Genomic DNA, 22,956 nt, shown 5'->3' with positions numbered 1-22,956 from the left:
TTAAGTGGGCAAAGTTCGGGAATTGTAATGCGGAGTAACAAATGAGTGCAGTTCTGGTGATCGAGGATGACGAAGTGACGGCGCATGCCATCATGACCGAACTCCAGGGTCACGGGCTGCAAACAGAATGGGCCGCCAGTGGCCGTGAGGGTCTGGCCCGTGCAATTGCCGGCGGCCATGACGCCATCACCCTGGACCGCATGCTGCCGGACTTCGACGGATTGACCATCGTCAGCACCTTGCGCGGCCTGGGGCTGCACACGCCAGTGCTGATGGTCAGTGCGCTGTCGGATGTCGACGAGCGGGTCAGGGGCCTGCGGTCGGGGGGCGATGACTACCTCACCAAGCCTTTTTCCATGGTCGAGCTGGTGGCACGCCTGGAGGTCCTGTTGCGCCGACCGGCAGCGGGCAGCCACGACCACTGCCTGACTTTCGGCGACCTGCAACTGAACCTGATCGAACACACCCTGGCCAGGGGTGGAGAGCACATCAGTCTGCTCCCTGCCGAGTTCAAATTGCTGACCTATCTGATGCGCAACGCCGGCCAACTGGTGACCCGCACCATGCTGTTTCAGGAAGTATGGGGTTACCATTTCGACCCCGGCACCAACATCATCGATGTGCACATCGGTCGCCTACGCAAGAAAATCGAAGGCCGAGGCTCGCCTGCCATTCATACAGTGCGCGGTGCCGGTTATGTGCTTGCCGAACCGAGCTGAACGCTGGCGCTCCTCCAGCAGCCGTCTGATTGGCTTGTACGCGCTGTTCTTCGTCGCCTGGGGCGCCGTGTTTACCGGTGTGTTGTACTGGGAGATCTCACGCTACCTGGGTACCGTCGCCGAACGCACCCTGATGCAACGCGCCCACTATTACCAAAAAGTCGACGACGCCAACCTGGCCGCTGAGCTGGCGGCCAGCGAGGCCTATTCGATTCCCGGCATCGATGCCTACGGTCTGTTCGAGGCGAACGGCCGGCACATTGCCGGCGACCTGCTGAAGTTGCGCTCCAGCCTGCCCGATGACGGCCGGGTTCACTACCTGGAACGAGGCTTGAGTATCGCCGTGCCGCGGGAAGAACAGACGCGCAGCAGCCACGCCCTGCTGTTGCACCGCAACGATGGCCGCATTCTCATTCTGGCCCGCGACGGGGGTTCGATCTCGGCCGTGGGCGGCATCATCGAGCAAGCTTTGTTCTGGGGGCTGTCGCTGACACTGATCCCGGGGCTGATCGGCTGGCAACTGCTGCGTCGGCGGCCACTGAAACGGGTACAGCGCTTGCAGAACTGCACCGAGCGCATCGTTTCCGGCAACCTGGGCGAACGCCTGCCCCTGTCGAACCGGCGGGATGAACTGGACATGCTGGCCAATGCGGTCAACGTCATGCTCGAACACATCGAACAGCTGATGCTGGAGGTCAAAGGCGTGTGCGACGGTATCGCCCACGACCTACGGACTCCCCTCACCCGGCTGCGGGCACGACTGCATCAACTGCAGCACCTGCAACTGCAAGGCAGCGATGCTCAGGCCGTCAGCCTGGCCATGGAGGAAAGTGAAGCCATCATGCTGCGCTTTCAGGGGCTGCTGCGGATTTCGGAGCTGGAGGATACCCGGCGTCGCTCCGGCTTCGAACGCTTCGATGTGCACACCCTGCTGCACCAAGCGCACGAGTTCTTCGAGCCCATGGCCAATGAGCGTGGGCAGACCATGACCCTGCAGGTGCCCGCCGATCTGCCGCCACTGAGCGGTGACATGCCGCTGCTGTTCGAGGCACTGGTCAACCTGCTGGACAACGCCATCAAGTTCACCCCGCCCGGTGGGGCCATCCAGATCAGCGCAGCCGGCCAGGGCTCGGAGGTGCTGATCAAGGTGTGCGACAACGGCCGCGGCATTCCGGCCACCGAGCGCGACAGCGTCACCCGCCGGTTGTATCGCGGCGATGCCAGCCGCCAGGAGCCCGGACATGGCCTGGGGCTGTCGCTGGTCGCAGCCATCGTGCGCATGCACGGCTACAGCCTGGCCATCGACGTACCACCGACCGGTACTGGCACCTGCGTGAGCATCCGCTGCCCGACACCTTAAATTTAAATTAATCGGCGTTAATTTGAGCCCCCTCGCCGCCCGACCTACCGTGTCGCCCTTTCCATCAACCGGGGCTTCACGCCTGTGAAACAATCGCTGTCGAGCTTGACCTTCCTGTTGGCCTGGACGGCCATCGCTCCGGCCCATGCCGCTCCCGTGGCGGCGGCCGCTTCGATGATTCCCGCGCCGCCGCAATTGACCGCCAAGGCCTGGGTGCTGATGGACGCGGCCAGCGGCGCAGTGATCAGCAGCCAGGACCCGGACGCCCATCTGCCCCCCGCCAGCCTGACCAAGCTGATGACGGTGTATGTGACCACCCGCGAGATGCAAGCCGGACGCTTGAAGGCCGACGACACTGTGACCATCAGCGAGAACGCCTGGCGCACCGGGGGCTCGCGCATGTTTCTGGACCCCAACAGCAGCGTACCGGTGCATGACCTGTTGCGCGGCGTGGTGATCGATTCGGGCAACGACGCCAGCGTCGCGTTGGCCGAGCATATTGCCGGCAGCGAAGATGCCTTCGCGGGCTTGATGAACGTCACGGCCCAGAAGATCGGCCTGACCGACAGCCACTTCATGAACCCCACCGGGCTACCCGCGCCGGAGCACTATTCCTCGGCCATGGACATGGCACGCCTGGCCCGCGCGATCATTCGCGATGAGTCGGCGTACTACGAGCTCTACGCACACAAATATTTCACCTGGAACAACATCCGCCAGCCCAACCGCAACCTGCTGCTGTGGCGTGACCCCAGCGTGGACGGCTTGAAAACCGGCCACACCGAGGCCGCCGGTTTCTGCATGGTGACGTCGGCGGTACGGGACAACCGTCGGCTGATCACCGCTGTGTTCGGCTCCAGCACCCTGGAAAACCGCGCGGCGGACACGCAGAAATTGCTGACCTATGGCTACCGTTTCTATGACACGCAGACCTACGAGCACGCCGGCAAAGTGCTGGCCACGCCAGTGTTATGGAAAGGCCGGCAAGATGCCCTACAGGTCGGGTTGCTGGATGACATGACCCTGACCCTGCCCAGGAACCAGAACCGCAAGGCGCAGACACGGGTGCACATCGACGGCGACCTGATAGCGCCGATTGCCCAGGGGGCGGTGGTGGGAAGTCTTGATTTGTACGATGGCGAAAACAAGCTGGCCAGCCGGCCGTTGGTGGCGTTGCAGGCCGGGGAGCCGGGGAGTTGGTTAGGGCAGGTGTGGGATTCGTTGCGATTGTTTTTCAGGAAGTGGGTGGGGGGCCTTTAGCCCCACCTCCGGGAGAGGGCTGGGGTAAGGGGACCACCCGCCCCATAACATCCACCCCATAAGCTCCTGCCTATCACGCGGCCTGGGCGGGTGTTGCGATGGCAGGATTCGTGGGGTGATTGGCATTCAACAATGGCTTGCCACGCGCGACCATGGGGCTTCACTTGCCGGAGCCTCACCATGTCCACCGCCCTGCCCCTGGAAGCGCAAATCCTCGAACGCCCTTTGCATGTCGTCATGCTGTTGTACCCCGAGGTCGAGATCCTCGATTTCGCCGGTCCCTACGAAGTGCTCAGCGTGGCGACCCGCGTGGCCCTGCGGGATCGTATCTGTAGCCATGCCCCCTTCACCGTGACCACCGTGGCCGCCCGCCGCGAACTGGTCAGCGCGCGCTATGAACTGCGGGTACAGCCGGATGCCGACTTCAGTGACGATTTGCCCTGCGACATACTGCTGGTACCTGGCGGAGTCATCGACCAGCCGATGGCTGACCCCGCGACCCTGGAGTGGGTGCGCCGGATGGCCGACAAGACCACCCTGCTCACCTCGGTATGCAGCGGCGCACTGATCCTAGCCAAGGCCGGCTTGCTCGACGGCCAGCGCGTGACGACCCACTGGGCCGATATCGAGGAACTGCGCCACGACTATCCTGCCCTCGACGTCGTCGAAGATATTCCCTACGTGGATGCAGGCGCTCTGGTCACCAGCGCAGGGATCTCCGCGGGCATCGACATGACCTTGCACCTGGTCGCCCGCCTGCTCGGCGCCGAAGCCGGCCGCACCACCGCCCGGCAAATGCAATATGAATGGCAAGACGTAGCAGCGGCGTAAGCCGCGTCCCACGCCTCGACCTACAACCAGGCTGAAATGCTCGAGCCAGAGCCTTTCTCTCAATTTCACACGCATCAGGAATGTCGGAAATTTCGCAGCAAACTTGGGAATCGGACTACATCCGCCACGCCCATGCTTCCCCAGAATGAGCGCTGTTCACGTGCCACCACCAAGGCACCGTTGACCAAGCAATGCCTTACCATTCTTTGGAGACACCATGAAAAAGTTTGCCCTTACCAGCCTGTTTGCCGCCCTCACCGTATCCACCTCCGCCATGGCCGCGGACGGTGAAGTGCAGTTCACGGGCACCATCGTCAATACCACCTGCGCCATCACCATCGGCGACACCACTGGCGGCGCCGCTGGCGAAGTGAAGCTCGGGCCGGTACCGGCCGGGGCGCTGGGCCAGGCTGGCGCCATCGGCGGTGGCGGCACTTTCAGCCTGTCCGTCGATGCCAGCGACCCGGCCTGCAACATCACCGGTAAAAAAGCCACGGTCACCTTCCTCGGCCTGACCGGCGTCGACGGCCCGAGCGGGCAGTGGCTGTCGCTGGAAAAATCCGCCGGCTACGCCAAGAACGTCGCGATCCAGATCCGCGACCGCACAGGCGAAGTGAAAATGTCCGAGCCTTCGGCAGAGTACATGGACCTCACCGAACCCATGCGCTTCACCGCCAACTACATCGCCACCGGTGTCGCCGAGCCAGGCACCGCCAACGGCAAAGCCTCGTTCACCGTCAGCATCCAGTAAGGCTGCCCCTGCAACCGCGCGCGCCAAGCCTGGCGCGCGTCAGCCTGCCTGACCGAGGACCGCTGTGATGTTCCGAATCCCCAAACCCTTGCTCGCCCTGAGCCTGCTGCTGGCTGCCAGCCCGGCGCTGGCGGCGGTGACCCTGAGCAATACCCGAATCGTGTTCGATGGCCACAACCGTGATGCCAGCATCAGTGTCGCCAACAGCACTACCCGCCCTTACGCCGTACAAGTGTGGGTGAACACCGAAGCCGACGACATCAACATCGCCGCGCCCTTCATCGCCACCCCACCGCTGTTCCGTCTGGACGGACGCAAGGAACAGATGGTGCGCATCGTCCGTACCGCCGGACAACTGCCCGATGACCGCGAGTCGGTGTTCTACTTCAATGCCCAGGAAATTCCCGGCAACGCCGAGGGCGACAGCAACACCCTGAAAGTAGCCATCCGTACCCGGATCAAATTCTTCTACCGCCCCAAAGGGCTGCCCGGCTCCCTGCTGGAGAGCCTGCCCAAGTTGCAGTGGTCGGTGGTCCGCGCGCAAGGCAAGCCGGTGCTGCAGGTGAACAATCCCTCGGCCTACCACGTGTCGTTCATCCATATCCGCGTGGGCAATGCCGGCAAGGAAGAGGAAGTGGACGCACCGTTGATGGTTGCGCCGTTCTCCACCCGTGAGTACCCACTGCCTGGCGCCGTTGGCGCTGCACCGGACACGGTGTGGTTTTCCGTGATCAACGACCACGGCGGCTACACCGAGCCCGCCCGGGTCGCGTTGTCGCCCGCGCGCTGACCTGCCCGCTGTGGCGTGCATTCTGCCTGCATAGCGCCGGTCCAAAAGGCCAGGCGCCGAGTGAAGTCATGTCCAATATCAACACCCGCTCGCCCTTGCCCGTGCCTTGGATGCTGGCCGTGGCCACTGCCATGACCCTGCCAGCCGCCGGTGCCAGCGACACCTTCGACGCCAGTTTCCTGCAGCCCTTTGCCGGCACCGAGGCCGGGCCCAACCTGGACCTGAACGCCATCGCCAGCAGCGATCACCTGGGGCCTGGGACCTATCCGGTCACCCTGCGGCTGAACCAGAGCTTTTTCGACCGCCGCGATATCCTGTTCAAGGCCGTGGGCCGTGGCGACCAGATCAGCCCCTGCCTGTCGCCTGAGTTGCTGCGGGAAATGGGCGTGAAACTCGATGCCCTGGCACCTGCCAATCAGCCGCTGGGCGATTGCGTGGACCTGGAAGCGCTGATCGAGGGCGCCCTGTCCAGCTTCGACGCCGCGCGCCTGGCGCTGGACGTCAGCGTGCCGCAGGTGGCCCTGGACCGTGACGCCGTGGGCTACGTGGCCCCCTCCGAATGGGACAGCGGCATCGACGCCGCCACCCTCAACTACCAGTTCAGCGGGGCCGAAGGCCGGACCCGCAGTGGCAGCAGCAATCAATACAGCCTGTACCTGCGCGCCGGCGTCAATCTGGCAGGTTGGCGGTTGCGCTCCAATTCCGTGCTGAGCCAGAACGCTCAACAATCCCGTGAGTGGCAGCGTAGCAATACCTATGTGCAACGCGACTTGCCCGGCACCTTCGGCACCCTGACCCTGGGCGAAAGCTTCACCCCCGGCGATGTGTTCGACAGCCTGCCCTACCGCGGTGTGCAACTGGCCAGCGACATGGGCATGCTGCCCGATTCGCTGCAAGGCTACGCGCCAGTGATACGTGGCATCGCCGAAACCCAGGCGAAGGTGGAGGTGTTGCAGAACGGCTATTCGCTGTATTCCACCTTCGTGCCACCGGGGCCGTTCGTCATCGACGACCTGCATGCAGCCGCCGGCAGCGGCGAACTGGAAGTGGTGATCACCGAGGCCGATGGTAGGCAGCGCAAATTCACCCAACCCTATGCGACCTTGAGCAACATGCTGCGTCAGGGCATCTGGCGCTACAGCGCCACGGCCGGACAATACAACGGCGTGGACGGCTACCGGCCAGACTTTGCCCAGTTCACGTTCGCTTACGGCCTGCCGCTGGATTTCACCCTGTACACCGGCGTGCTCGGCGCCGATTTCTATCGCGCCACCCAGTTGGGTCTGGGCAAGAACCTGGGCTCCATCGGCGCCATGGCCGTGGACGTGACGCAGGCCTATACCGCCAGCCCCGGCGGCCCGGACGAACAGGGCCAGAGCTATGGCTGGCGTTACGGCAAGGCCTTCGCCACCGGCACCTCGGTGCGCTTTGCCGGCTACCGCTACTCCACCGCGGGCTATCGGGACTTCGGCGAAGCGGCGTGGCAGCAGCAGCTCAATGGCCAGGTCGTCATCACCAAGCGCAGCAAGCTGGAAGCCAGCATCGCCCAGCCCACCAGCTTCGGCTCGTTCTATTTCAACGTGAGCCAACAGGACTACTGGAACTCCACCCGGCGCGACAAGCAGTATCAACTGGGCATCTCCAGCACCTGGCGCGGCGTCAGCTATGGCCTGTACGCCAGCCGCAACCTGTCCAACACCTACGGCGAGGACCAACAGGTGGCCCTCACCTTGTCGATGCCCCTGGGCAGCGGCGGACACCTGACCTACGGCACCACCCGTAACAACAGTGGCGACTACGACCATCGCGCCAGCTACAGCGACCGCGCCACGCCGGACGGTCGCCTGATGTACGGCCTGGATGCCAGCCGCTCACCGGTATCCGGTGCCGCCGGTTCCGCTTCGCTGAGTTACCTGGCGCCGTTCGCGCAACTGGGTTCCAGCGTGACCGTGGGCGAAGGCTATCACCAGGCCGCCGTGACTGCGTCTGGCTCGGTACTCGCTCACCAGGGCGGCATCGAGCTGGGCCATACCCTGGGTGACACCTTGGCCCTGGTGGAAGTACCGGGCATTGCCAACGTCGGCGTGCTCAATGCTCCCGGCACCCTGACCAACGCCCGCGGCTATTCGCTGGTGCCCTACATGACCCCCTACCGGCGCAACCGCCTGAGCCTGGACACCAGCCAACTGGAGAACGATGTGGACATCGAAAACGGTATCACCGATGTAGTGCCGCGCCGTGGCGCGGTGGTCAAGGCCCGCTTTGTCGCCAGTCGGTCAGCGAAGATGGTGGCCAACTTGAAGATGACCGACGGGACTGTGCCGCCCTTCGGCAGTCAGGTCATGGCCGGCGAAGAACGCGTAGGCGTGGTCGGGCCTGGGGGTCAGGTGCTGTTGTCGTTGCGCGAGGACATGCGCGAGCTGGTGGCGCAGTGGGGCAAGGGCGATACGCAGCGATGCCGATTCGAGGTGGACCTGTCCGCCGCCACGGGGCGCGATGAATACCAGGTGGTCGAGATCGTTTGTACGCGGCTGGAAGGGGAACAGGCATGAGCAGGCAGACAATGACCAGGATTGCACCGGTGCTGGGAATGCTTGCGGCTGGACAAGCGCTGGCCGACCCTTGCCCGCCCATGCATCAGGCCTTCCTGCACACAGTGCTGGGCAGTTCGTACATCACGACGGATGCGCCCATCGGTTCGCATATCGCCGAAACGTCTGACTTTCGCCTGCCCTCTTATCAATGCACCGGGGCCGTGGTGGATCATGTGATTCTGCCCCAGCCAAGAGTGCTGGGTATCAACCCCGCGTTCGCAGGGTCCGATACGGCGACCAAGGGGCAGTACATCTATCCCACCAACATACGGGGCATAGGCGTGGCGGTGCAGTCGAACTGGGGGTCCATTTGCCGCAACGGCTTGCCGTTGCCCAAGGACCAGCGATTCTTTCCCTTCACCGGCGAGATCTGTGCCCCGCCGACCACTCCCTACTCACTCATGATGACCGTTTTCCTCATAAAGACGGCGCCGATAGCGCCGGGGAGTCACTTTGTGAACCTTCCGCTGTACCGCATCACCATGGACGGTGTGGAATGGGCTACCGGAAGCGCCAACATACGTACCATAGTCACGGGCTGTTCGATGCCCGACTATGTCACGCGGCCCATCCAGGTGCCCTTGGGCGACCACTACACCAATGACTTCAGCGGGCCGGGCAGCTTCACGGCCAGCCGGGACTTTACGATCAATCTGACCAGCTGCGCGGGCGGGGGCGGTACCCAGCCCGACTGGAACTACTTCCGTGGCGACTACGCGAACATCACCTTCGAGGGTGTGAAGGGCTCCACCATCATCGATGGCGAACAGGGTTTGCTCAGCCTGCAGGCCGATGCGACCGCCAAGGGCGTGGGGGTGCAGATCCTGCGCGACGACGGATCACCCGTGCCGCTGGGCCGTGAAGTACAAGTGGGGCGCTTCTACTCAAACCTCACACCGCTGCGCTTCAAGGCTCGGTACATGCAACTCGAAGGCGAACGCGTCACCGCCGGCAGTGCCGATGCGGCCGCGAACTTTACCGTGACGTATCGGTAGCAGCGTTGAAAAATCCGCTGGACAGCCCAACCACTGCGCCATTATCTTGCCCACAGGTCACCGCAGTGGCCAACGTCGCTCGGACGGTTCCGGGCGCTTACGTATTCGAGGAAGTCATGGCCGAACCTGTTCGCCCGCGTCGCTTTGCGCGCATCGATCGTCTCCCCCCCTATGTGTTCAATATCACTGCCGAGTTGAAGATGGCTGCGCGTCGGCGCGGCGAAGACATCATCGACCTGAGTATGGGTAACCCCGATGGCGCCACGCCGTCGCACATCGTCGACAAGCTGGTCACTGTCGCCCAGCGCGAAGACACCCACGGCTACTCCACCTCCCGTGGCATTCCGCGCCTGCGCCGCGCCATCTCGCGCTGGTACAAGGATCGCTACGAGGTCGATATCGACCCCGAGGAAGAAGCCATCGTCACCATTGGCTCCAAGGAAGGCCTGGCGCACTTGATGCTGGCGACCCTGGATCAGGGCGATACCGTGCTGGTGCCCAACCCCAGCTACCCCATCCACATCTACGGCGCGGTAATCGCCGGCGCCCAGGTGCGCTCGGTGCCGCTGGTACCGGGTGTGGACTTCTTCAACGAGCTGGAACGGGCCATTCGCGAATCCATTCCCAAGCCGAAGATGATGATCCTGGGCTTCCCCTCAAACCCCACCGCGCAGTGCGTGGAGCTGGATTTCTTCGAACGTGTGGTGGCCTTGGCCAAGCGTTATGACGTGCTGGTGGTGCACGACCTGGCCTACGCCGACATCGTCTACGACGGCTGGAAGGCCCCGTCGATCATGCAGGTGCCGGGCGCCAAGGACATCGCGGTGGAGTTCTTCACCCTGTCCAAGAGCTACAACATGGCAGGCTGGCGGATCGGTTTCATGGTTGGCAATGCCGAGCTCGTCAGCGCGCTGGCACGGATCAAGAGCTACCACGACTACGGCACGTTCACGCCCTTGCAGGTGGCGGCCATCGCCGCTCTGGAAGGCGACCAGCAATGCGTCAAGGACATCGCCGAGCAGTACCGCCAGCGCCGCAACGTACTGGTCAAGGGCCTGCATGAACTGGGCTGGATGGTGGAAAACCCCAAGGCCTCGATGTACGTGTGGGCTAAGATCCCCGATCAGTACGCGCACCTGGGCTCGCTGGAGTTCGCCAAGAAGTTGCTGGCCGAAGCCAAGGTGTGTGTGTCCCCGGGCATCGGCTTCGGTGACTACGGCGACGACCATGTACGCTTCGCCCTGATCGAAAACCAGGACCGCATCCGCCAGGCCGTGCGCGGCATCCGCCAGATGTTCCGCGCCGATAAAACCAGCTGACGCCTGCGCGGTTCGGAGGGATTTGGGCTGAACGGGTCAGGCTTGCTGCCGACCCGCTTTCCAATGGCCCTGGAACTCCATGTTCAGCGCGTAGAGATGGTGATCGAGCTCGTTCAGCGATTCGATCGTCGATGCCAACGATGCCGCTCCGGTTTTCGTTTCCAGGTACAACCCACGCAGATATCGGTCGTTCACCAAAGGTATGTGGTCGGTTTTTTCCCAGATCGCTATGGCCTGACCGCTTAAGCCGATGATCTTGCCTAAGCTGTCCTGCGAAAGCCCCAGTTCCTTGCGCAGAAATCTGAACTCGGCTCCTGTGAGCGCGGCGGGTTTCTGTGCCACCGCCTTGCCAATTACATCGTGCAAGCTGAGGACATCGGTAATGGCAACCGCCTCGCCATGAGAGGTTTGTTTCACTACGAAACCGTTGGTCAGCCATACGTTGGGCAGGCCGCTTTCCATGTAGTGATGCATCAGGGTGTTCCTTTTCGCAGAATCGTTGTGACAACGACGATGAATGTCCCGTCTTGGTCGATATCCAATGCCGCTACGACCTGTATGGGCGATCCGGCACGAAACCAGGACATCGTCACTTTCCAGTCTCCGCCTGGATTAAGCATGGGTCCTTCCACAATTCGGCCCTTGGCCAGGCAGCCCATGACACAGGGCACGGTGATTCCGCGTTCGACCATCCGGGACCGTGCGTGTTGGGTGTAGAACACGCGTTCGGAGCGAGTTGACAGCGATCTCACAATCTCGAGCGCCTTGTGAGGCAACAGCGGAAAAGGCAATATGGGCGTCATGAACAATCTATAGTATTTATAGGTTGATGCAACCTACAGCGGCGATACATCTCGATCAACTCAACGCCGTAACAGCACATTTCGCATGCGTTCAGTGCTTCACCTTCCTCGGCTGAACGCCGCGCCTACAGGGCTCGGGGCCGGGTGGTATAAGGATAGGCAATCGCTTGCGAGCGGGTACATAGACTCTGGGCCTTTCCTTTTGAGGGATGGCCATGACTGCCCCCAGCTTTGCCTTGTTGACTGACCTGAACACTAAAATACTGCGCCTGCTCGATGGGCGTCCCGGTGTACCCGATGCACTCGATGGGGAACTGCTCAAGCGGTTTCCCAGCCTGGCCCCACGGATTGGCGTACGTGAGGTGTTCGTGCATGTGCACGCAGACACCCCAGGCGTTTCTCTCTATGCCTGGCTTGCCCGGCGCCTGGCTGATGGCCGCGGGCCTACCTTCGATCAAGCACTCACGACTTTTTCCATCGACCCTGTGCACACCCAAGCCAGCCATCTGATCCAGGGCCTGGACGCTGTCGGGGTGGAGAAATGGCTGGAGGATTGCGCCAGCGCTCTCGAGCGCCTGTACCTGACCCAACTACGCGCCTACTGGACAGGCACAGCGCCGGACGCCAGTCAGGCCCGCCACCGGCAGCTGCGGGCTCTGCACATGGAGCGGCTGAAAGCCGAGTTGGCACTGCGCCGCTACGACAAGACCCTGCCGACCGGCGCTGATCAGTTGATTCAGCAGGTCCTTGACTACCCTCGGCAGGCCCAGCGTGCGCACCTGGACCCTCACCAGCAGGCGACCGTCTACCGAGTCAGCCTCCAGGGCGCGCCGGATGTGCCGATGCACGCCGCGTTCGTCATCACCCGAGACGACTGGATCGACGGCAGCGCAGTGCTTTACACCGCTGTGCACGGTATTGAAGCTTTCGAGCATTTCGATGATCTGGACGCCCTCCTGCGCCAACGCCTGAGCCAGTCCGCGCAGCGCGATGCCCTGCTCTACCACGCCCCGAACGAAGCCCGAGGGCGGCTGTTGAGCGCCAGCCCCATAACGCCGCTGTACAGCCTGGTGGAGTCATCGCTGTTCGATGATCTGGTCGAAGGCCAGTTGCAGAAAATGATCGATGACGTGCGTGATGCCAGCCGTCAGGCGCAGGCCGATGGTTCGGCCAGCGACCTGATGCTGCTTGCCACCCAATGGCAAACAGCGAGCGACCTTAGCCAGTGCTTCGACCTATCGGGCATTCAGACCACCCGCAACACCGCGCTGTGGACTCAGGCACTGCCCAGCTGGCTTCGCGACGCAGACAGCGCACAGCAACAGCAGTGGCGTACGGCCTGGCAAGCATTGGCGGCCGCGTTGCAGGCAGCCATCGATCCGGCCTTGCTGCCGATTCATCTGTATGGCCAACGCCAGACTGTGCTGGATCACGCCTGGGAGGCATTGCGCGCTCGCCTCAAGGAACGCCAGGGGTTGGATCTGGACCCGGATCAGGTGTTCATCACCACCACCTCGGCCTGGCAGACCGGAGCGCTGAGCAGTCCGGCCAGCGTTACGCCCAGTAGCTACGCGGCCAATGCCGCACGTCCGCACACGGGGCCCGCCGTTACCTTGGCCGCCAACCAACGTACGCTCACTCAACTGGCCCTTGAGAACGTCGGCTTGCTGGACGTCGACTACCTGTTGACCGCCCGGGTACACGACCGCGCCGGCAGCACCCTGGCGCAACTTTCACCCGCCCAGGTGCGCGCCCATGTGCGTGGGTTGGACTTTGCCAACAGCTACGTCGCGCAGGTCCGTCAGGCCTTGCTGGGCGCGGGTCAGGGGCAATGGCGGCAGCAGCGCTTCGTAGCGATCTGGCAGGCCCAGTTCCGCCTGGATGCCCTTGAGGCAAAGCTGGCCAAGGATTTGACGGCGGATCGGCACAGCGACCTCGACACGCTGTTCGACGGCACCGCCTTGCAGGCTCACCATCTTGTGATTGACGGCGTCACTTGCTGCCGGCTATGGATCATTGCGCCTGCAGACCTCCGCTATTACCTGCTCTACTGTCCCGACGCCGCAAGTGGACGACGCTTCCACGAGTATTCCAACGCTGCCGCGTTGCACGCAGCGCTGGCCGAACCGGACATGCGCCGGGATCTGGTGGCTCGGGTACCCCACCCGCATCAGGCCGATACCCAGAAGCGGCTCGGCACCGGCAGCCCGCACTGGTTCACGCTCAAACATCTGGGCCGCGAACCGGCGGTTGCCGAATACCAGGCGCAGGTGGAGGCGGCGCTGCTCAACGCCCGAGCACTGGCCACATCAACCCACGACACCAACGTGAGCAATGCCTTCACCGTGATGCTCCTGGCATTGGACGTCATCACCGCCGTGCTGCCGGTGAAGGTGTTGATCCCGTTGGCGTTGACTCGCAGCCTGTGGTCTATCGGCAAGGGACTGCAGGCCCTCAACGCGCAGGACCGCGACGCGGCGCTCGCCTATTTCATGGGTGCGATCGCTCATCTCACGGACGCGTCCTCGGACTTGGCCGGCAGCAAAGTATTCAGCACCGGCGCCCGCCCCGGACCCACGCTGACCGGGCTCGATGGCCGCTACGCTGTCAAGCCACCCAAGGGTTTGCGCCCACGTACCGATCCTGGCTACGAAGGGTTGTGGCAGAGCCAGCCCACCGACGGCAGCCCACCGCAATTGTTTGTGGAGCAAGGCGGTCGTCACTACGAGGCTCGGCGCCAGCCGCATAACGATGCCTGGTACGTACTCAACCCACGCAATCCCCACGGCTCTCTCGGTCAGCCAATACAGCGCGATGCCGGCGGACAATGGCGCCAGCATTGGGTCGACCGCCTGCCAGGCGGCGCACCAACGCGGCGAGACAATCTGTGGGACGCCAACTCTGGCGAAGACGCCATCAAGGATATCGACACCCTCAACGCCCTGCGCCGAGTGGCGCCGCGCCAGAGCAAGGCGACCATCGAGCATCTGCTGCGCAGCTTCAACATGCCCAAGGCATTGCGCGATCGTCTGGCAGCGGATGTGCGGCTCAAGCCACGGGTGCCGGATTGGGCTGCGGACTACCGCAAGCGGTCGATGAACCCCAACAATCCTGCGCGTTTCGACGAGCTGCGGCGCTTGAGTGATGCCGTCATCGAGGCACTGCGACGTTCCGGGCGCCAGCCCATAACGCCGGAGGCACGGCGCGCGGTGGCCAATTTCAGCACACGTTTTCTGCACGACTATGCCCTGAGCCGCGGCTACCGGTTGAACAGCCAACACGCGTTCTATCGCACCGACCTGCCAGCGGTGATGCGCGGGGATTCGCGGACACCGTTCGAGCTGGCCCGCGATGACGGGCTACTGACCCGCCTGGGCAGCCACCCCATTCAGTTCACCAGCCATCGGCCGGTGGTTGGCAGTTTGAATTATCAAGATGCCTTGCACTATTCCCGGCATCTGCAAGCCGAGGATCTGGCCTACAACTATCAGACCGATCTGCTGCCCGCCGGTGCTCGTTCCTTGGATGAGGGCAGTGGCAGCCCCGGCGGCTCCGCCAGCCCTGACTCGCTATCGGACACTGAAGCGATGCGCCTCGAACAGCAGGATGGCTTCGTGTACCTGTTCGATACGCGAGGGCTGGAAACCGTACCTATCGCGGACAACTTCGTGCTCAACCCCTATAACTCCACCACCGGCGGGTTCGAGGTAGCTGCCGAAGTGCACATTTCAGTGTTGGGCGGCCCCCGGCCGGACGGCGGACTGCCCGCCGAGCGTATCTGGCTGGTCGACACCACCGGCACCCGCGCGGCGCGGATCGACCACTTGGATCGGCGCTTTGGCAAGGAGCTGGGGGCCCTGGAGGCCCGCACCCATGAGGGAGACCACACCTTGGCGGAGTATGACCGGCTGATAGCACAGCTGCCCGCCACCGAGACGGTGGCTTTGGATGTCAACCCGGACGGCACCCTGGCCAGCCCGCCATTTTCCAACCAGCCCACTATTGACCCGTAGCAGCGGGCAGGCCCCGCCCATGCGGCTTGGCACTGTAAAAACAAAAACGCCCCAGGCTTGTTCAGCCTGGGGCGTTTTTGTTGGCACCCGATGGATCAACGCGCGTAGGTGAGCAACAACTCCGTCGGCGCCTTGAAGTCCAGGGACATCATCACGCTCAATGCGGTGATGGTGAAGATCGAGAACACGAACAGCTTGCGCGCCCAGACTCGATCATCCACAGCCTTGTAACCGGTCCAGGCCATGTACAGCCAGTACATACCCATCGCCGCCGCTACCGCCAGGTAACTCATGCCGGCGTAACCGCCGAGCGTGAGCATCAGGGTCGCCAACAGGAACGCCAGGATGTAGAGCAGGATGTGCTTCTTGGCCACCACGATGCCGCGCTTGACCGGCAACACCGGAATCGAAGCGGCCAGGTAGTCGTTGAAGCGAAAGATCGCAATGGCATAGGAATGCGGCATCTGCCAAAGACTGAACATCACCAGGAGGGTCAACGCCGCCAGATCGAAGGTGTTGCTTACCGCTACATAGCCGATCACCGGAGGCATGGCACCGGACAGGCTGCCAACCAGGGTACCGTGTACCGATTTACGCTTCAGATACAGGCTGTAGAAACCTACATAGATGATGAAGCCGATCAGCCCGCCCAGGGCCGCCAGCGGGTTGGCCAGCTTGTACAGCATGGCCAGGCCGACGACGCCCAGTACGGTGGCGAAGGCCAGTGCGACCTTCACCGAGATCTGCCCCTGTACCAGCGCACGGTTCTTGGTACGTTCCATCTTGACGTCGATGTCACGGTCGATGCAGTTGTTGAATGCACAACCGGACGCCACCACCAGCGAAGTACCGATCACCGTGGCCAGGAAAAGGGCAAAGTCCACATGCCCCTGCGAGGCCAGGAAGAAACCGCCTGCCACGGAAAGCACGTTACCGAAAATGATCCCCGGTTTGGTGATTTGGATAAAGTGCTTAACGGACATGCAGGTTTTCCTCACTTCGCCATCATGAAGTGATGGATGCTGAACATGATCCACAGCGACAGGCCCACCAGGAACGCAATGATCAACGCCGAGAAGACGAAGGCAATCACGTTCCAGCGTTGCTCGGAGGTGCGGTCCAGGTGCAGGAAGTACACCAGGTGAACCAGTACCTGAACCACGGCGAAGATCATCACGATCCACAGGGTGGCTTCCTTGGACAGGGTCGGGAACATCACCAGGCCGAAAGGAATCGCGGTCAGGATCACCGACAGCACGAAACCGATCATGTACGACTTGTGGCTGCCGTGGCTGCTACCAGCGGAAGTGGTATGGGGGTTTGCCATTTACAGAGCTCCCATCAGGTAGACAACGGTGAACACGCAGATCCAGACCACGTCCAGGAAGTGCCAGAACAGGCTCAGGCAGCTCATGCGGGTGTTGTTGGTAGCGGTCAGGCCTTTGGATTTGATCTGTGCGATCAGTACGGCCATCCAGATCAGGCCGCTGGTCACGTGCAGACCGTGGGTACCGACCAGGGTGAAGAACCCGGTCAGGAAACCACTGCGCTGCGGGCCGAAGCCCTCTTCGATCAGTTTGTGGAATTCGTAGATTTCCATGGCGATGAAGCCAGCGCCGAGCAGGAAAGTCACGAACAGCCACTTCAGTACGCCGCTCTTGTTGTCTGCGTGCAGCGCCAGCATGGCAAAGCCATAGGTGATGGAGCTGAACAGCAGCAAGGCCGTCTCGGCTGCCACGAAGGGCAGCTCGAAGATGTCGTGGCCCGACGGGCCACCGGCGACGTTGTTAACCAGCACTGCGTAAGCGGCGAAGATCGACGCGAACAGAATGCAGTCGGTCATCAGGTAGATCCAGAAACCGAAGACAGTCATGCCCCCGGCATCATGATGATCATGATCGTCGTGACCGTGCTCGTGCTGGTGCGCGACTTCCGCGTTCAAGGTTGCGTTTGACATTGTTTAAGCCTTCTCCACCGTGGAGTTCAGACGAGAATCAACTCGTGCAGCGTTTGCCAGGCGAGCCATGCGTTCACCTTCGATACGAGCGACTTCTTCAGCCGGGACGTAATAGTCGATGTCGTCGTCGTAGCTGCGCACGATCAAAGTGATGACCATACCGGCCAGACCGATGGCAGCCGCCCACCAGATGTGCCAGATGGCGGCAAAGCCCAGGATCAGACCGAAGAAGGCCATGATCACGCCCATGCCGGTGTTGCGTGGCATGTGGATCTGCTTGTAGTCAGCGGTATTGGCGGTGGCTTCACCACGCTCTTTCATACCCCAGTAAGCATCGAGGTCGGCGACCACAGGCTGCTCGGCGAAGTTGTAGAACGGTGGTGGCGACGAAGTCGACCACTCCAGGGTACGGCCATCCCATGGGTCGCCCGAGACGTCCTGATTCTTGTGACGGTCGCGGATCGATACATAGAGTTGCAGCAGCTGGAAGAAGATACCGGCGGCGACGAACAGCGCGCCGACGAAAGCCACGTACAGCCAAGGCGTCCACTCTGGGTTGTCGGTGTGGTTCAGGCGACGGGTCATACCCATGAAGCCCAACACGTACAGCGGCATGAAGGCCAGGTAGAAACCGACCAGCCAGCACCAGAACGAGTACTTGCCCAGACGCTCGTTGAGTTTGAAGCCGAAGGCTTTCGGGAACCAGAAGGCGAAACCTGCCAGGTAACCGAACACCGCACCACCGATGATCACGTTGTGGAAGTGAGCGATCAGGAACAGGCTGTTGTGCAGCACGAAGTCGGCGCCTGGTACCGCCAGCAGTACGCCGGTCATGCCGCCGATGCTGAAGGTCACGATGAAGCCGATGGTCCACAGCATGGGCGAGGTGAACTCGATCCGGCCGCGGTACATGGTGAACAGCCAGGTGAAGATTTTCACACCGGTCGGAATCGCAATGACCATCGTCATGATGCCGAAGAAGGCGTTGACGTTGGCCCCCGAACCCATGGTGAAGAAGTGGTGCAGCCAAACCACGAACGACAGTACGGTAATGGCGATGGTCGCCCATACCAGTGAGACGTAACCGAACAGGCGCTTCTTACAGAACGTGGAGGTGACTTCCGAGAACACGCCGAATGCCGGCAGGATCAGGATGTAAACCTCAGGGTGGCCCCAGGCCCAGAACAGGTTGACGTACATCATCGGGTTCCCACCAAGCTCGTTGGTGAAGAAGTGGAAGCCCAGATAACGGTCAAGGGTCAGCATGAACAGAACAGCGGTGAGGATCGGGAAGGAAGCAGCGATCAGTACCGCGGTGCACAGGCAGTTCCAGGTGAACACCGGCATTTTCATCAGGGTCATGCCAGGCGCACGCATCTTCAGGATGGTGACGATGAAGTTCACGCCCGTCAGCAAGGTACCCAAGCCCGATATCTGCAGTGCCCAGATGTAGTAGTCAACACCTACCCCCGGACTGTATTGCAACCCCGCTAGCGGCGGATACGCCACCCAGCCGGTCTTGGCGAATTCGCCGACACCCAGGGAGATGTTGACCAGCAGCACGCCGACCACGAACAGCCAGAAGCTGACCGAGTTCAGGAACGGGAAGGCCACGTCGCGCGCACCGATCTGCAGCGGCACGACAATGTTCATCAGACCGATCATGAATGGCATGGCCATGAAGATGATCATGATCACACCGTGGGCGGTGAAGATCTGGTCATAGTGTTCCGGCGGCAGGAAGCCGGTAGAACCGCCCGTGGCGACCGCAAGCTGCGAACGCATCATGATGGCGTCGGCAAAACCACGCAGCAGCATGATGATGGCAACGGCGATGTACATGACACCGATTTTCTTGTGGTCGACCGACGTGAACCACTCAGTCCACAGGTAAGTCCACTTCTTGTAGTACGTGATGAGACCGAACACCACCGCCCCGAGCAGCGCAACGACGGCGAGTGTCACCATCACTATCGGCTCGTGGAAGGGCACCGCTTCCAGACTTAATTTACCGAACATCTTTTACTCCTCTGCCCCAGCAGCTGAATTCTTGCCCATGTCCATCCCTTCCATCGAGGCTGTCTCTTTACCCTCGTGGGAGACGCCTTTGCCTGGGTTCATGCCTTCATACTTGTCGATGATGGTCTGGAACAGGTTCGGGGCGTACGAGGAATAGAGCTCGACCGGGTTTTTCTCGCTAGGTTTGGCCAGCGCTTCATAAGTAGCTGCGTCGAGCTGCTTAGGTGCGCCTTTTACTTCACTTACCCATGCATCGAAATCGGCCTGGGATGTCGCGACTGCTTTGAACTTCATGCCGGTAAAGCCTGCACCGCTGTAGTTCGCGGAGATACCGTCGAACTCGCCGTTTTCGTTGGCGATCAGGTGCAGCTGGGTTTGCATGCCGGCCATGGCGTAGATCTGGCCGCCCAGTTGCGGGATGAAGAAGGAGTTCATCACCGAATCGGAAGTGATGCGGAAGTTGACCGGGACATTGGCCGGGAAGACGATCTTGTTGACCGTGGCAATGCCTTGTTCCGGATAGATGAACAGCCACTTCCAGTCCAGCGCAACGACCTGGATGGTGACCGGCTTGTGCTCGGAGTCCAGCGGACGGTACGGATCCAGGTGATGGGTCGACACGTAGGTGACGTAGCCCAACGCGATGATGATCAGCAGCGGGATACCCCACACCACCATTTCGATCTTGGTGGAGTGAGCCCACTCAGGTTTGTAGGTGGCGTCCTTGTTCGAGGCACGGTATTTCCAGGCGAACACGAACGTCATCACGATGACCGGGATCACCACCAGCAGCATCAGCGCGGTGGAGATGTAGATCAGGTTGCGTTCATCGATGCCCACTTGCCCTTTCGAGTCGATGAGGGTCCATTTGCACCCCCCGAGAAAAAGCATGCCTAAAAAGGGCAGTATGCCAAACAGTCTGGGGTAACGCTTTTTACTCATCTCACGACCTCTAGAGCAGCTTGCTTCAATGCAATTGTGTTTTGGTAGCCAACACTTCGTCCTGCCAAGCGCCAGCATTTATCGGGATTGAATACGGGCATGCCGGTAACGCAGCTGCTGCGATGGGCAAGACCTGTCTGGAGCGGTACTTCTATTCTGATTTCCGCAGGCTGATGCCTGTCTGCAGACTCATTCCCTTGAGTGTGGAGAAATCATGAAAGGGTTCACTCGGGCAGCACCAGTGGTTCTGAAGAAGGCCAAACGCGATGATTTTTCATCGCCTGTAGCGCCGTCTTTCAAGTGCTACCCGCTGAAATTGCCGCGATTGTAGTGAGCCTATTCCCCATTGACTATGACTAATCCGGCAACAGGTATTTCCAAATTATGCAACAATCCGACGCACATTCAAAGCCTTGCGACACGATGTCGCACCCCGTAAAACCGCGCTGCGGCCCCATGTTTACAAGGGCCGCGCAATTTCAACGGTGACAAGTTGCCGCATTTTGTCCGTTACTCGATCGACGGGGAATCGGAGTCAGGCACGAATTGTGATTAGCCCCGACGGCGGTTGCGGTAAATACCCAAGGGCACAAGGATAGCCGTCAAAACAAAAGCTACCAGTGCCCACTGCGCCAGGGACAATCCCAGCACGGGCGGGTACGGGGTGGAGCAGAATCCCTGGACCTGAAACACCGTGGGCATCAGATCGGCCAGGGGCAGGCCGTCGACGATGGGTTGCAGCGTGTCTATACCGCAGCTTACCGAAGGGTTGGCCAGGGTATACACATGGTGGCCCGCCGCGGCGATGCCAGCGACGGCGCTCAGCACTACCAGGACTTCGAAGAAGGTCAGGCTCTTGCGCCCACGCATGGCGGCGCCGATGAAAGCGAACAGCGCGATGAACAGTAGGGCGTAGCGTTGCAGGATGCACAGCGGGCACGGCGCCTCGCCGAGGACAATCTGCATGTACAGGGCACCGCCGATCAGCGCCAGGCAGATCACGCCCAGCAGCACGAGGAAACGACGTTCGCGATTCAGGGGCAGGTTGGTTTCACGGGTTGCAACGGTCATTGCGGCTTTTCCCTATACAGGCTTTGAACAGACTTGGTTCGATGGGTGCCAGTCTACACGCTGGGTTGGACGGTGGAATGTAGGATAAATCTGGAAATCGGCAGCGGACAGCCTGGCGGTGGGCCAAGGCTAATGGGGAGCCGATTAAAGGGGCGTTAACGATGGATCTCCGGTGCATCTGCCGACGCCTTCGCGGCTGCACGCCGCTCCTACAGGGTCACGCACCAGCCACACCAGAATCCACGCCCACACCCCCCCCCTGTAGGAGCGGCGTACAGCCGCGAAGGCCGCACCGCCGCTCCCACGCCCCTACACCAACGCCGACGCCGGTCCGAAGAACTCGTACCGACGCTGCCCATCCGGCACGCCCATGTCGCGCAGGTGGCCATCGACCATGGCCATGAACCCCTTGGGCCCCAGGAAATACGCATCCACATCGCGATCCGCCGGCAACCAACGTTCCAGCAGCTCGCGGTCCAACCGCCCGAGTGCGTCGCCGCCCTCCCCCTGCTCGTAACAGATGAACCGCTTGACCTGCGGATGGCTCGCCACCACTTCCTCCAGCCATGCACCGAACGCCTGAACCTCAGCGCTGCGTGCGCTGTGGATAAAGTGCACCGGGCGACCGCTGGGCAAGGCTGCCTCAAGCATCGCCAGCGTGGGCGTGATACCGACGCCGCCACTGATCAACACCAGTGGTTTGTTGCTGGCGCTCAGGGTGAACTCGCCCGATGGTGGGAACAGCTCGACCGTGGCGCCAGGATCGAGCCCCTCGTGCAGGAAGTTCGATACCACTCCACCGGGCTCGCGCTTGACGCTGATGCGGTAGAAACCGGACCGCGAGAGCGCCGACAGCGAATAATTGCGCCGATGTTCCTGCCCGTCTATATAGAGGCGCAGCCCGATGTACTGACCCGGTTCGGCCTGAAGGGTCGCCTGCCCGTCGACGGGTTCGAAATACAACGACACCACTTCGGCGCTCTCGGCCTGCTTGCGTGCCAGGCGAAACGGCCGCGCGCCGACCCAACCACCAGGCGCCTGCGCCTTGCTCCGATACAGCGCAGATTCGGCGCCGATCAGAATGTCGGCCAGTTGGCCGTAGGCTGCCCCCCAGGCGTCGATCACTGCCGGTGTGGCGACGTCCTCGCCCAGCACCTGTTCGATGGCGCGCAACAGGCATGCTCCCACGATCGGGTAATGCTCGGGCTGGATCTGCAAGGCCACATGCTTGTTGATGATCTGCGTCACCAGGCCGCCCAATTGTTCCAGTTGATCGATATGGCGGGCGTACATCAGTACCCCATTGGCCAGGGCCCGTGGCTGGGCGCCGCTGGCTTGGTGCGCCTGGTTGAACAGCGGGCGCACCTCCGGGTGTTCGTCGAGGAGCATTTTATAGAAATGAGTCGTCAGGGATTCGCCGCCGCTTTCAAGCAGCGGAACGGTGGCTTTAACGATGGCACGATGTTCTGGGCTAAGCATGGCAATCTTCTCCGTAGATGAGCTGCCATGACAGTCCAGTTTTCGTGCCACAT

Annotated in this window: 19 protein-coding genes; 10 read left to right on the top strand and 9 right to left on the bottom strand. The window is 61.8% G+C overall.

Annotation, left to right across the window (positions count from 1 at the left end; all coding sequences use genetic code 11):
• The first annotated feature begins 41 nt into the window (after positions 1 to 41).
• The 9 genes from B3397_RS20830 (at position 42) to alaC (ending at position 10,619) form a co-directional block, all read left to right on the top strand.
• Positions 42 to 719, top strand: coding sequence for a response regulator transcription factor (locus B3397_RS20830; protein WP_296253665.1), 678 nt, complete (start codon positions 42 to 44; stop codon positions 717 to 719).
• A complete protein-coding gene (locus B3397_RS20825) occupies positions 697 to 2,079 on the top strand; it encodes a sensor histidine kinase (RefSeq protein ID WP_414704419.1) in 1,383 nt (460 codons plus the stop codon). Before B3397_RS20830 ends, B3397_RS20825 begins: the two co-directional genes overlap by 23 nt.
• A 96-nt stretch (positions 2,080 to 2,175) precedes the next feature.
• Entirely contained in the window at positions 2,176 to 3,339 is a 1,164-nt protein-coding gene (locus tag B3397_RS20820; RefSeq protein WP_414704422.1) for a D-alanyl-D-alanine carboxypeptidase family protein, read from the top strand.
• A gap of 180 nt (positions 3,340 to 3,519) precedes the next feature.
• Entirely contained in the window at positions 3,520 to 4,170 is a 651-nt protein-coding gene (locus B3397_RS20815) for a DJ-1/PfpI family protein (RefSeq protein WP_296253663.1), read from the top strand.
• A 217-nt stretch (positions 4,171 to 4,387) separates the two neighbouring features.
• The gene (locus tag B3397_RS20810) at positions 4,388 to 4,921 is read left to right on the top strand and encodes a fimbrial protein (RefSeq protein ID WP_296253662.1); all 534 of its coding nucleotides are present in this window, start codon (positions 4,388 to 4,390) and stop codon (positions 4,919 to 4,921) included.
• A gap of 67 nt (positions 4,922 to 4,988) precedes the next feature.
• On the top strand, positions 4,989 to 5,711 hold the full coding sequence (locus B3397_RS20805) for a fimbrial biogenesis chaperone (RefSeq protein WP_296253661.1): 723 nt from the start codon (positions 4,989 to 4,991) through the stop codon (positions 5,709 to 5,711).
• 68 nt (positions 5,712 to 5,779) lie between these two features.
• The gene (locus B3397_RS20800; RefSeq protein WP_296253660.1) at positions 5,780 to 8,263 is read left to right on the top strand and encodes a fimbria/pilus outer membrane usher protein; all 2,484 of its coding nucleotides are present in this window, start codon (positions 5,780 to 5,782) and stop codon (positions 8,261 to 8,263) included.
• Entirely contained in the window at positions 8,260 to 9,300 is a 1,041-nt protein-coding gene (locus tag B3397_RS20795; protein WP_296253659.1) for a fimbrial protein, read from the top strand. Before B3397_RS20800 ends, B3397_RS20795 begins: the two co-directional genes overlap by 4 nt.
• Positions 9,301 to 9,416: 116 nt before the next feature.
• Positions 9,417 to 10,619: an alanine transaminase gene (gene alaC, locus B3397_RS20790; RefSeq protein WP_296253722.1), complete on the top strand. Its 1,203-nt coding sequence runs from the start codon at positions 9,417 to 9,419 to the stop codon at positions 10,617 to 10,619.
• Between the two features lie 36 nt (positions 10,620 to 10,655).
• Here alaC and B3397_RS20785 read toward each other — a convergent pair whose 3' ends face one another.
• Both B3397_RS20785 and B3397_RS22620 read right to left on the bottom strand, forming a co-directional pair.
• Entirely contained in the window at positions 10,656 to 11,093 is a 438-nt protein-coding gene (locus B3397_RS20785; RefSeq protein WP_296253658.1) for a transcriptional regulator, read from the bottom strand.
• The gene (locus tag B3397_RS22620; RefSeq protein WP_414704418.1) at positions 11,093 to 11,422 is read right to left on the bottom strand and encodes a DUF4258 domain-containing protein; all 330 of its coding nucleotides are present in this window, start codon (positions 11,420 to 11,422) and stop codon (positions 11,093 to 11,095) included. The genes B3397_RS20785 and B3397_RS22620 overlap by 1 nt, the downstream gene beginning before the upstream one ends.
• A gap of 215 nt (positions 11,423 to 11,637) precedes the next feature.
• Between B3397_RS22620 and B3397_RS20780 the strand changes: the two genes are divergently transcribed.
• On the top strand, positions 11,638 to 15,435 hold the full coding sequence (locus tag B3397_RS20780) for a dermonecrotic toxin domain-containing protein (RefSeq protein ID WP_296253657.1): 3,798 nt from the start codon (positions 11,638 to 11,640) through the stop codon (positions 15,433 to 15,435).
• A gap of 95 nt (positions 15,436 to 15,530) precedes the next feature.
• Here B3397_RS20780 and cyoE read toward each other — a convergent pair whose 3' ends face one another.
• The 7 genes from cyoE to hmpA all read right to left on the bottom strand — a co-directional run bounded on the left by cyoE (position 15,531) and on the right by hmpA (position 22,903).
• Positions 15,531 to 16,418, bottom strand: a complete 888-nt coding sequence (cyoE, locus tag B3397_RS20775) for a heme o synthase (RefSeq protein WP_296253656.1) — start codon at positions 16,416 to 16,418, stop codon at positions 15,531 to 15,533.
• A gap of 11 nt (positions 16,419 to 16,429) precedes the next feature.
• The gene (cyoD, locus tag B3397_RS20770) at positions 16,430 to 16,762 is read right to left on the bottom strand and encodes a cytochrome o ubiquinol oxidase subunit IV (RefSeq protein ID WP_296253655.1); all 333 of its coding nucleotides are present in this window, start codon (positions 16,760 to 16,762) and stop codon (positions 16,430 to 16,432) included.
• A complete protein-coding gene (locus B3397_RS20765) occupies positions 16,763 to 17,392 on the bottom strand; it encodes a cytochrome o ubiquinol oxidase subunit III (protein WP_296253654.1) in 630 nt (209 codons plus the stop codon).
• A gap of 3 nt (positions 17,393 to 17,395) precedes the next feature.
• Complete coding sequence (gene cyoB / locus B3397_RS20760) at positions 17,396 to 19,411, bottom strand: cytochrome o ubiquinol oxidase subunit I (protein ID WP_296253653.1); 2,016 nt, start codon at positions 19,409 to 19,411, stop codon at positions 17,396 to 17,398.
• A 3-nt stretch (positions 19,412 to 19,414) separates the two neighbouring features.
• The gene (cyoA, locus tag B3397_RS20755; RefSeq protein WP_296253652.1) at positions 19,415 to 20,353 is read right to left on the bottom strand and encodes a ubiquinol oxidase subunit II; all 939 of its coding nucleotides are present in this window, start codon (positions 20,351 to 20,353) and stop codon (positions 19,415 to 19,417) included.
• 552 nt (positions 20,354 to 20,905) lie between these two features.
• The gene (locus B3397_RS20750; protein ID WP_296253651.1) at positions 20,906 to 21,424 is read right to left on the bottom strand and encodes a disulfide bond formation protein B; all 519 of its coding nucleotides are present in this window, start codon (positions 21,422 to 21,424) and stop codon (positions 20,906 to 20,908) included.
• Between the two features lie 309 nt (positions 21,425 to 21,733).
• Positions 21,734 to 22,903, bottom strand: a complete 1,170-nt coding sequence (gene hmpA / locus B3397_RS20745) for an NO-inducible flavohemoprotein (protein WP_296253650.1) — start codon at positions 22,901 to 22,903, stop codon at positions 21,734 to 21,736.
• Positions 22,904 to 22,956 lie beyond the last annotated feature (53 nt).

This window comes from Pseudomonas sp. UBA4194 (assembly GCF_002379585.1).
GTDB lineage: Bacteria > Pseudomonadota > Gammaproteobacteria > Pseudomonadales > Pseudomonadaceae > Aquipseudomonas.
This window is presented reverse-complemented; position numbering and strand designations above follow the sequence as displayed.

Excerpts from the sequence above, each read along its gene's own strand:
- B3397_RS20750 (WP_296253651.1), bottom strand. The coding sequence starts at position 21,424 with ATGACCGTTGCAACCCGTGAAACCAACCTGCCCCTGAATCGCGAACGT.
- B3397_RS20780 (WP_296253657.1), top strand. The coding sequence starts at position 11,638 with ATGACTGCCCCCAGCTTTGCCTTGTTGACTGACCTGAACACTAAAATA.
- B3397_RS20830 (WP_296253665.1), top strand. The coding sequence starts at position 42 with ATGAGTGCAGTTCTGGTGATCGAGGATGACGAAGTGACGGCGCATGCC.
- B3397_RS20795 (WP_296253659.1), top strand. The coding sequence starts at position 8,260 with ATGAGCAGGCAGACAATGACCAGGATTGCACCGGTGCTGGGAATGCTT.
- B3397_RS20800 (WP_296253660.1), top strand. The coding sequence starts at position 5,780 with ATGTCCAATATCAACACCCGCTCGCCCTTGCCCGTGCCTTGGATGCTG.
- B3397_RS20765 (WP_296253654.1), bottom strand. The coding sequence starts at position 17,392 with ATGTCAAACGCAACCTTGAACGCGGAAGTCGCGCACCAGCACGAGCAC.
- cyoE (WP_296253656.1), bottom strand. The coding sequence starts at position 16,418 with ATGTCCGTTAAGCACTTTATCCAAATCACCAAACCGGGGATCATTTTC.
- B3397_RS20785 (WP_296253658.1), bottom strand. The coding sequence starts at position 11,093 with ATGCATCACTACATGGAAAGCGGCCTGCCCAACGTATGGCTGACCAAC.
- cyoD (WP_296253655.1), bottom strand. The coding sequence starts at position 16,762 with ATGGCAAACCCCCATACCACTTCCGCTGGTAGCAGCCACGGCAGCCAC.
- B3397_RS22620 (WP_414704418.1), bottom strand. The coding sequence starts at position 11,422 with ATGACGCCCATATTGCCTTTTCCGCTGTTGCCTCACAAGGCGCTCGAG.
- B3397_RS20825 (WP_414704419.1), top strand. The coding sequence starts at position 697 with ATGTGCTTGCCGAACCGAGCTGAACGCTGGCGCTCCTCCAGCAGCCGT.
- alaC (WP_296253722.1), top strand. The coding sequence starts at position 9,417 with ATGGCCGAACCTGTTCGCCCGCGTCGCTTTGCGCGCATCGATCGTCTC.
- B3397_RS20815 (WP_296253663.1), top strand. The coding sequence starts at position 3,520 with ATGTCCACCGCCCTGCCCCTGGAAGCGCAAATCCTCGAACGCCCTTTG.
- cyoA (WP_296253652.1), bottom strand. The coding sequence starts at position 20,353 with ATGAGTAAAAAGCGTTACCCCAGACTGTTTGGCATACTGCCCTTTTTA.
- hmpA (WP_296253650.1), bottom strand. The coding sequence starts at position 22,903 with ATGCTTAGCCCAGAACATCGTGCCATCGTTAAAGCCACCGTTCCGCTG.
- B3397_RS20810 (WP_296253662.1), top strand. The coding sequence starts at position 4,388 with ATGAAAAAGTTTGCCCTTACCAGCCTGTTTGCCGCCCTCACCGTATCC.
- cyoB (WP_296253653.1), bottom strand. The coding sequence starts at position 19,411 with ATGTTCGGTAAATTAAGTCTGGAAGCGGTGCCCTTCCACGAGCCGATA.
- B3397_RS20805 (WP_296253661.1), top strand. The coding sequence starts at position 4,989 with ATGTTCCGAATCCCCAAACCCTTGCTCGCCCTGAGCCTGCTGCTGGCT.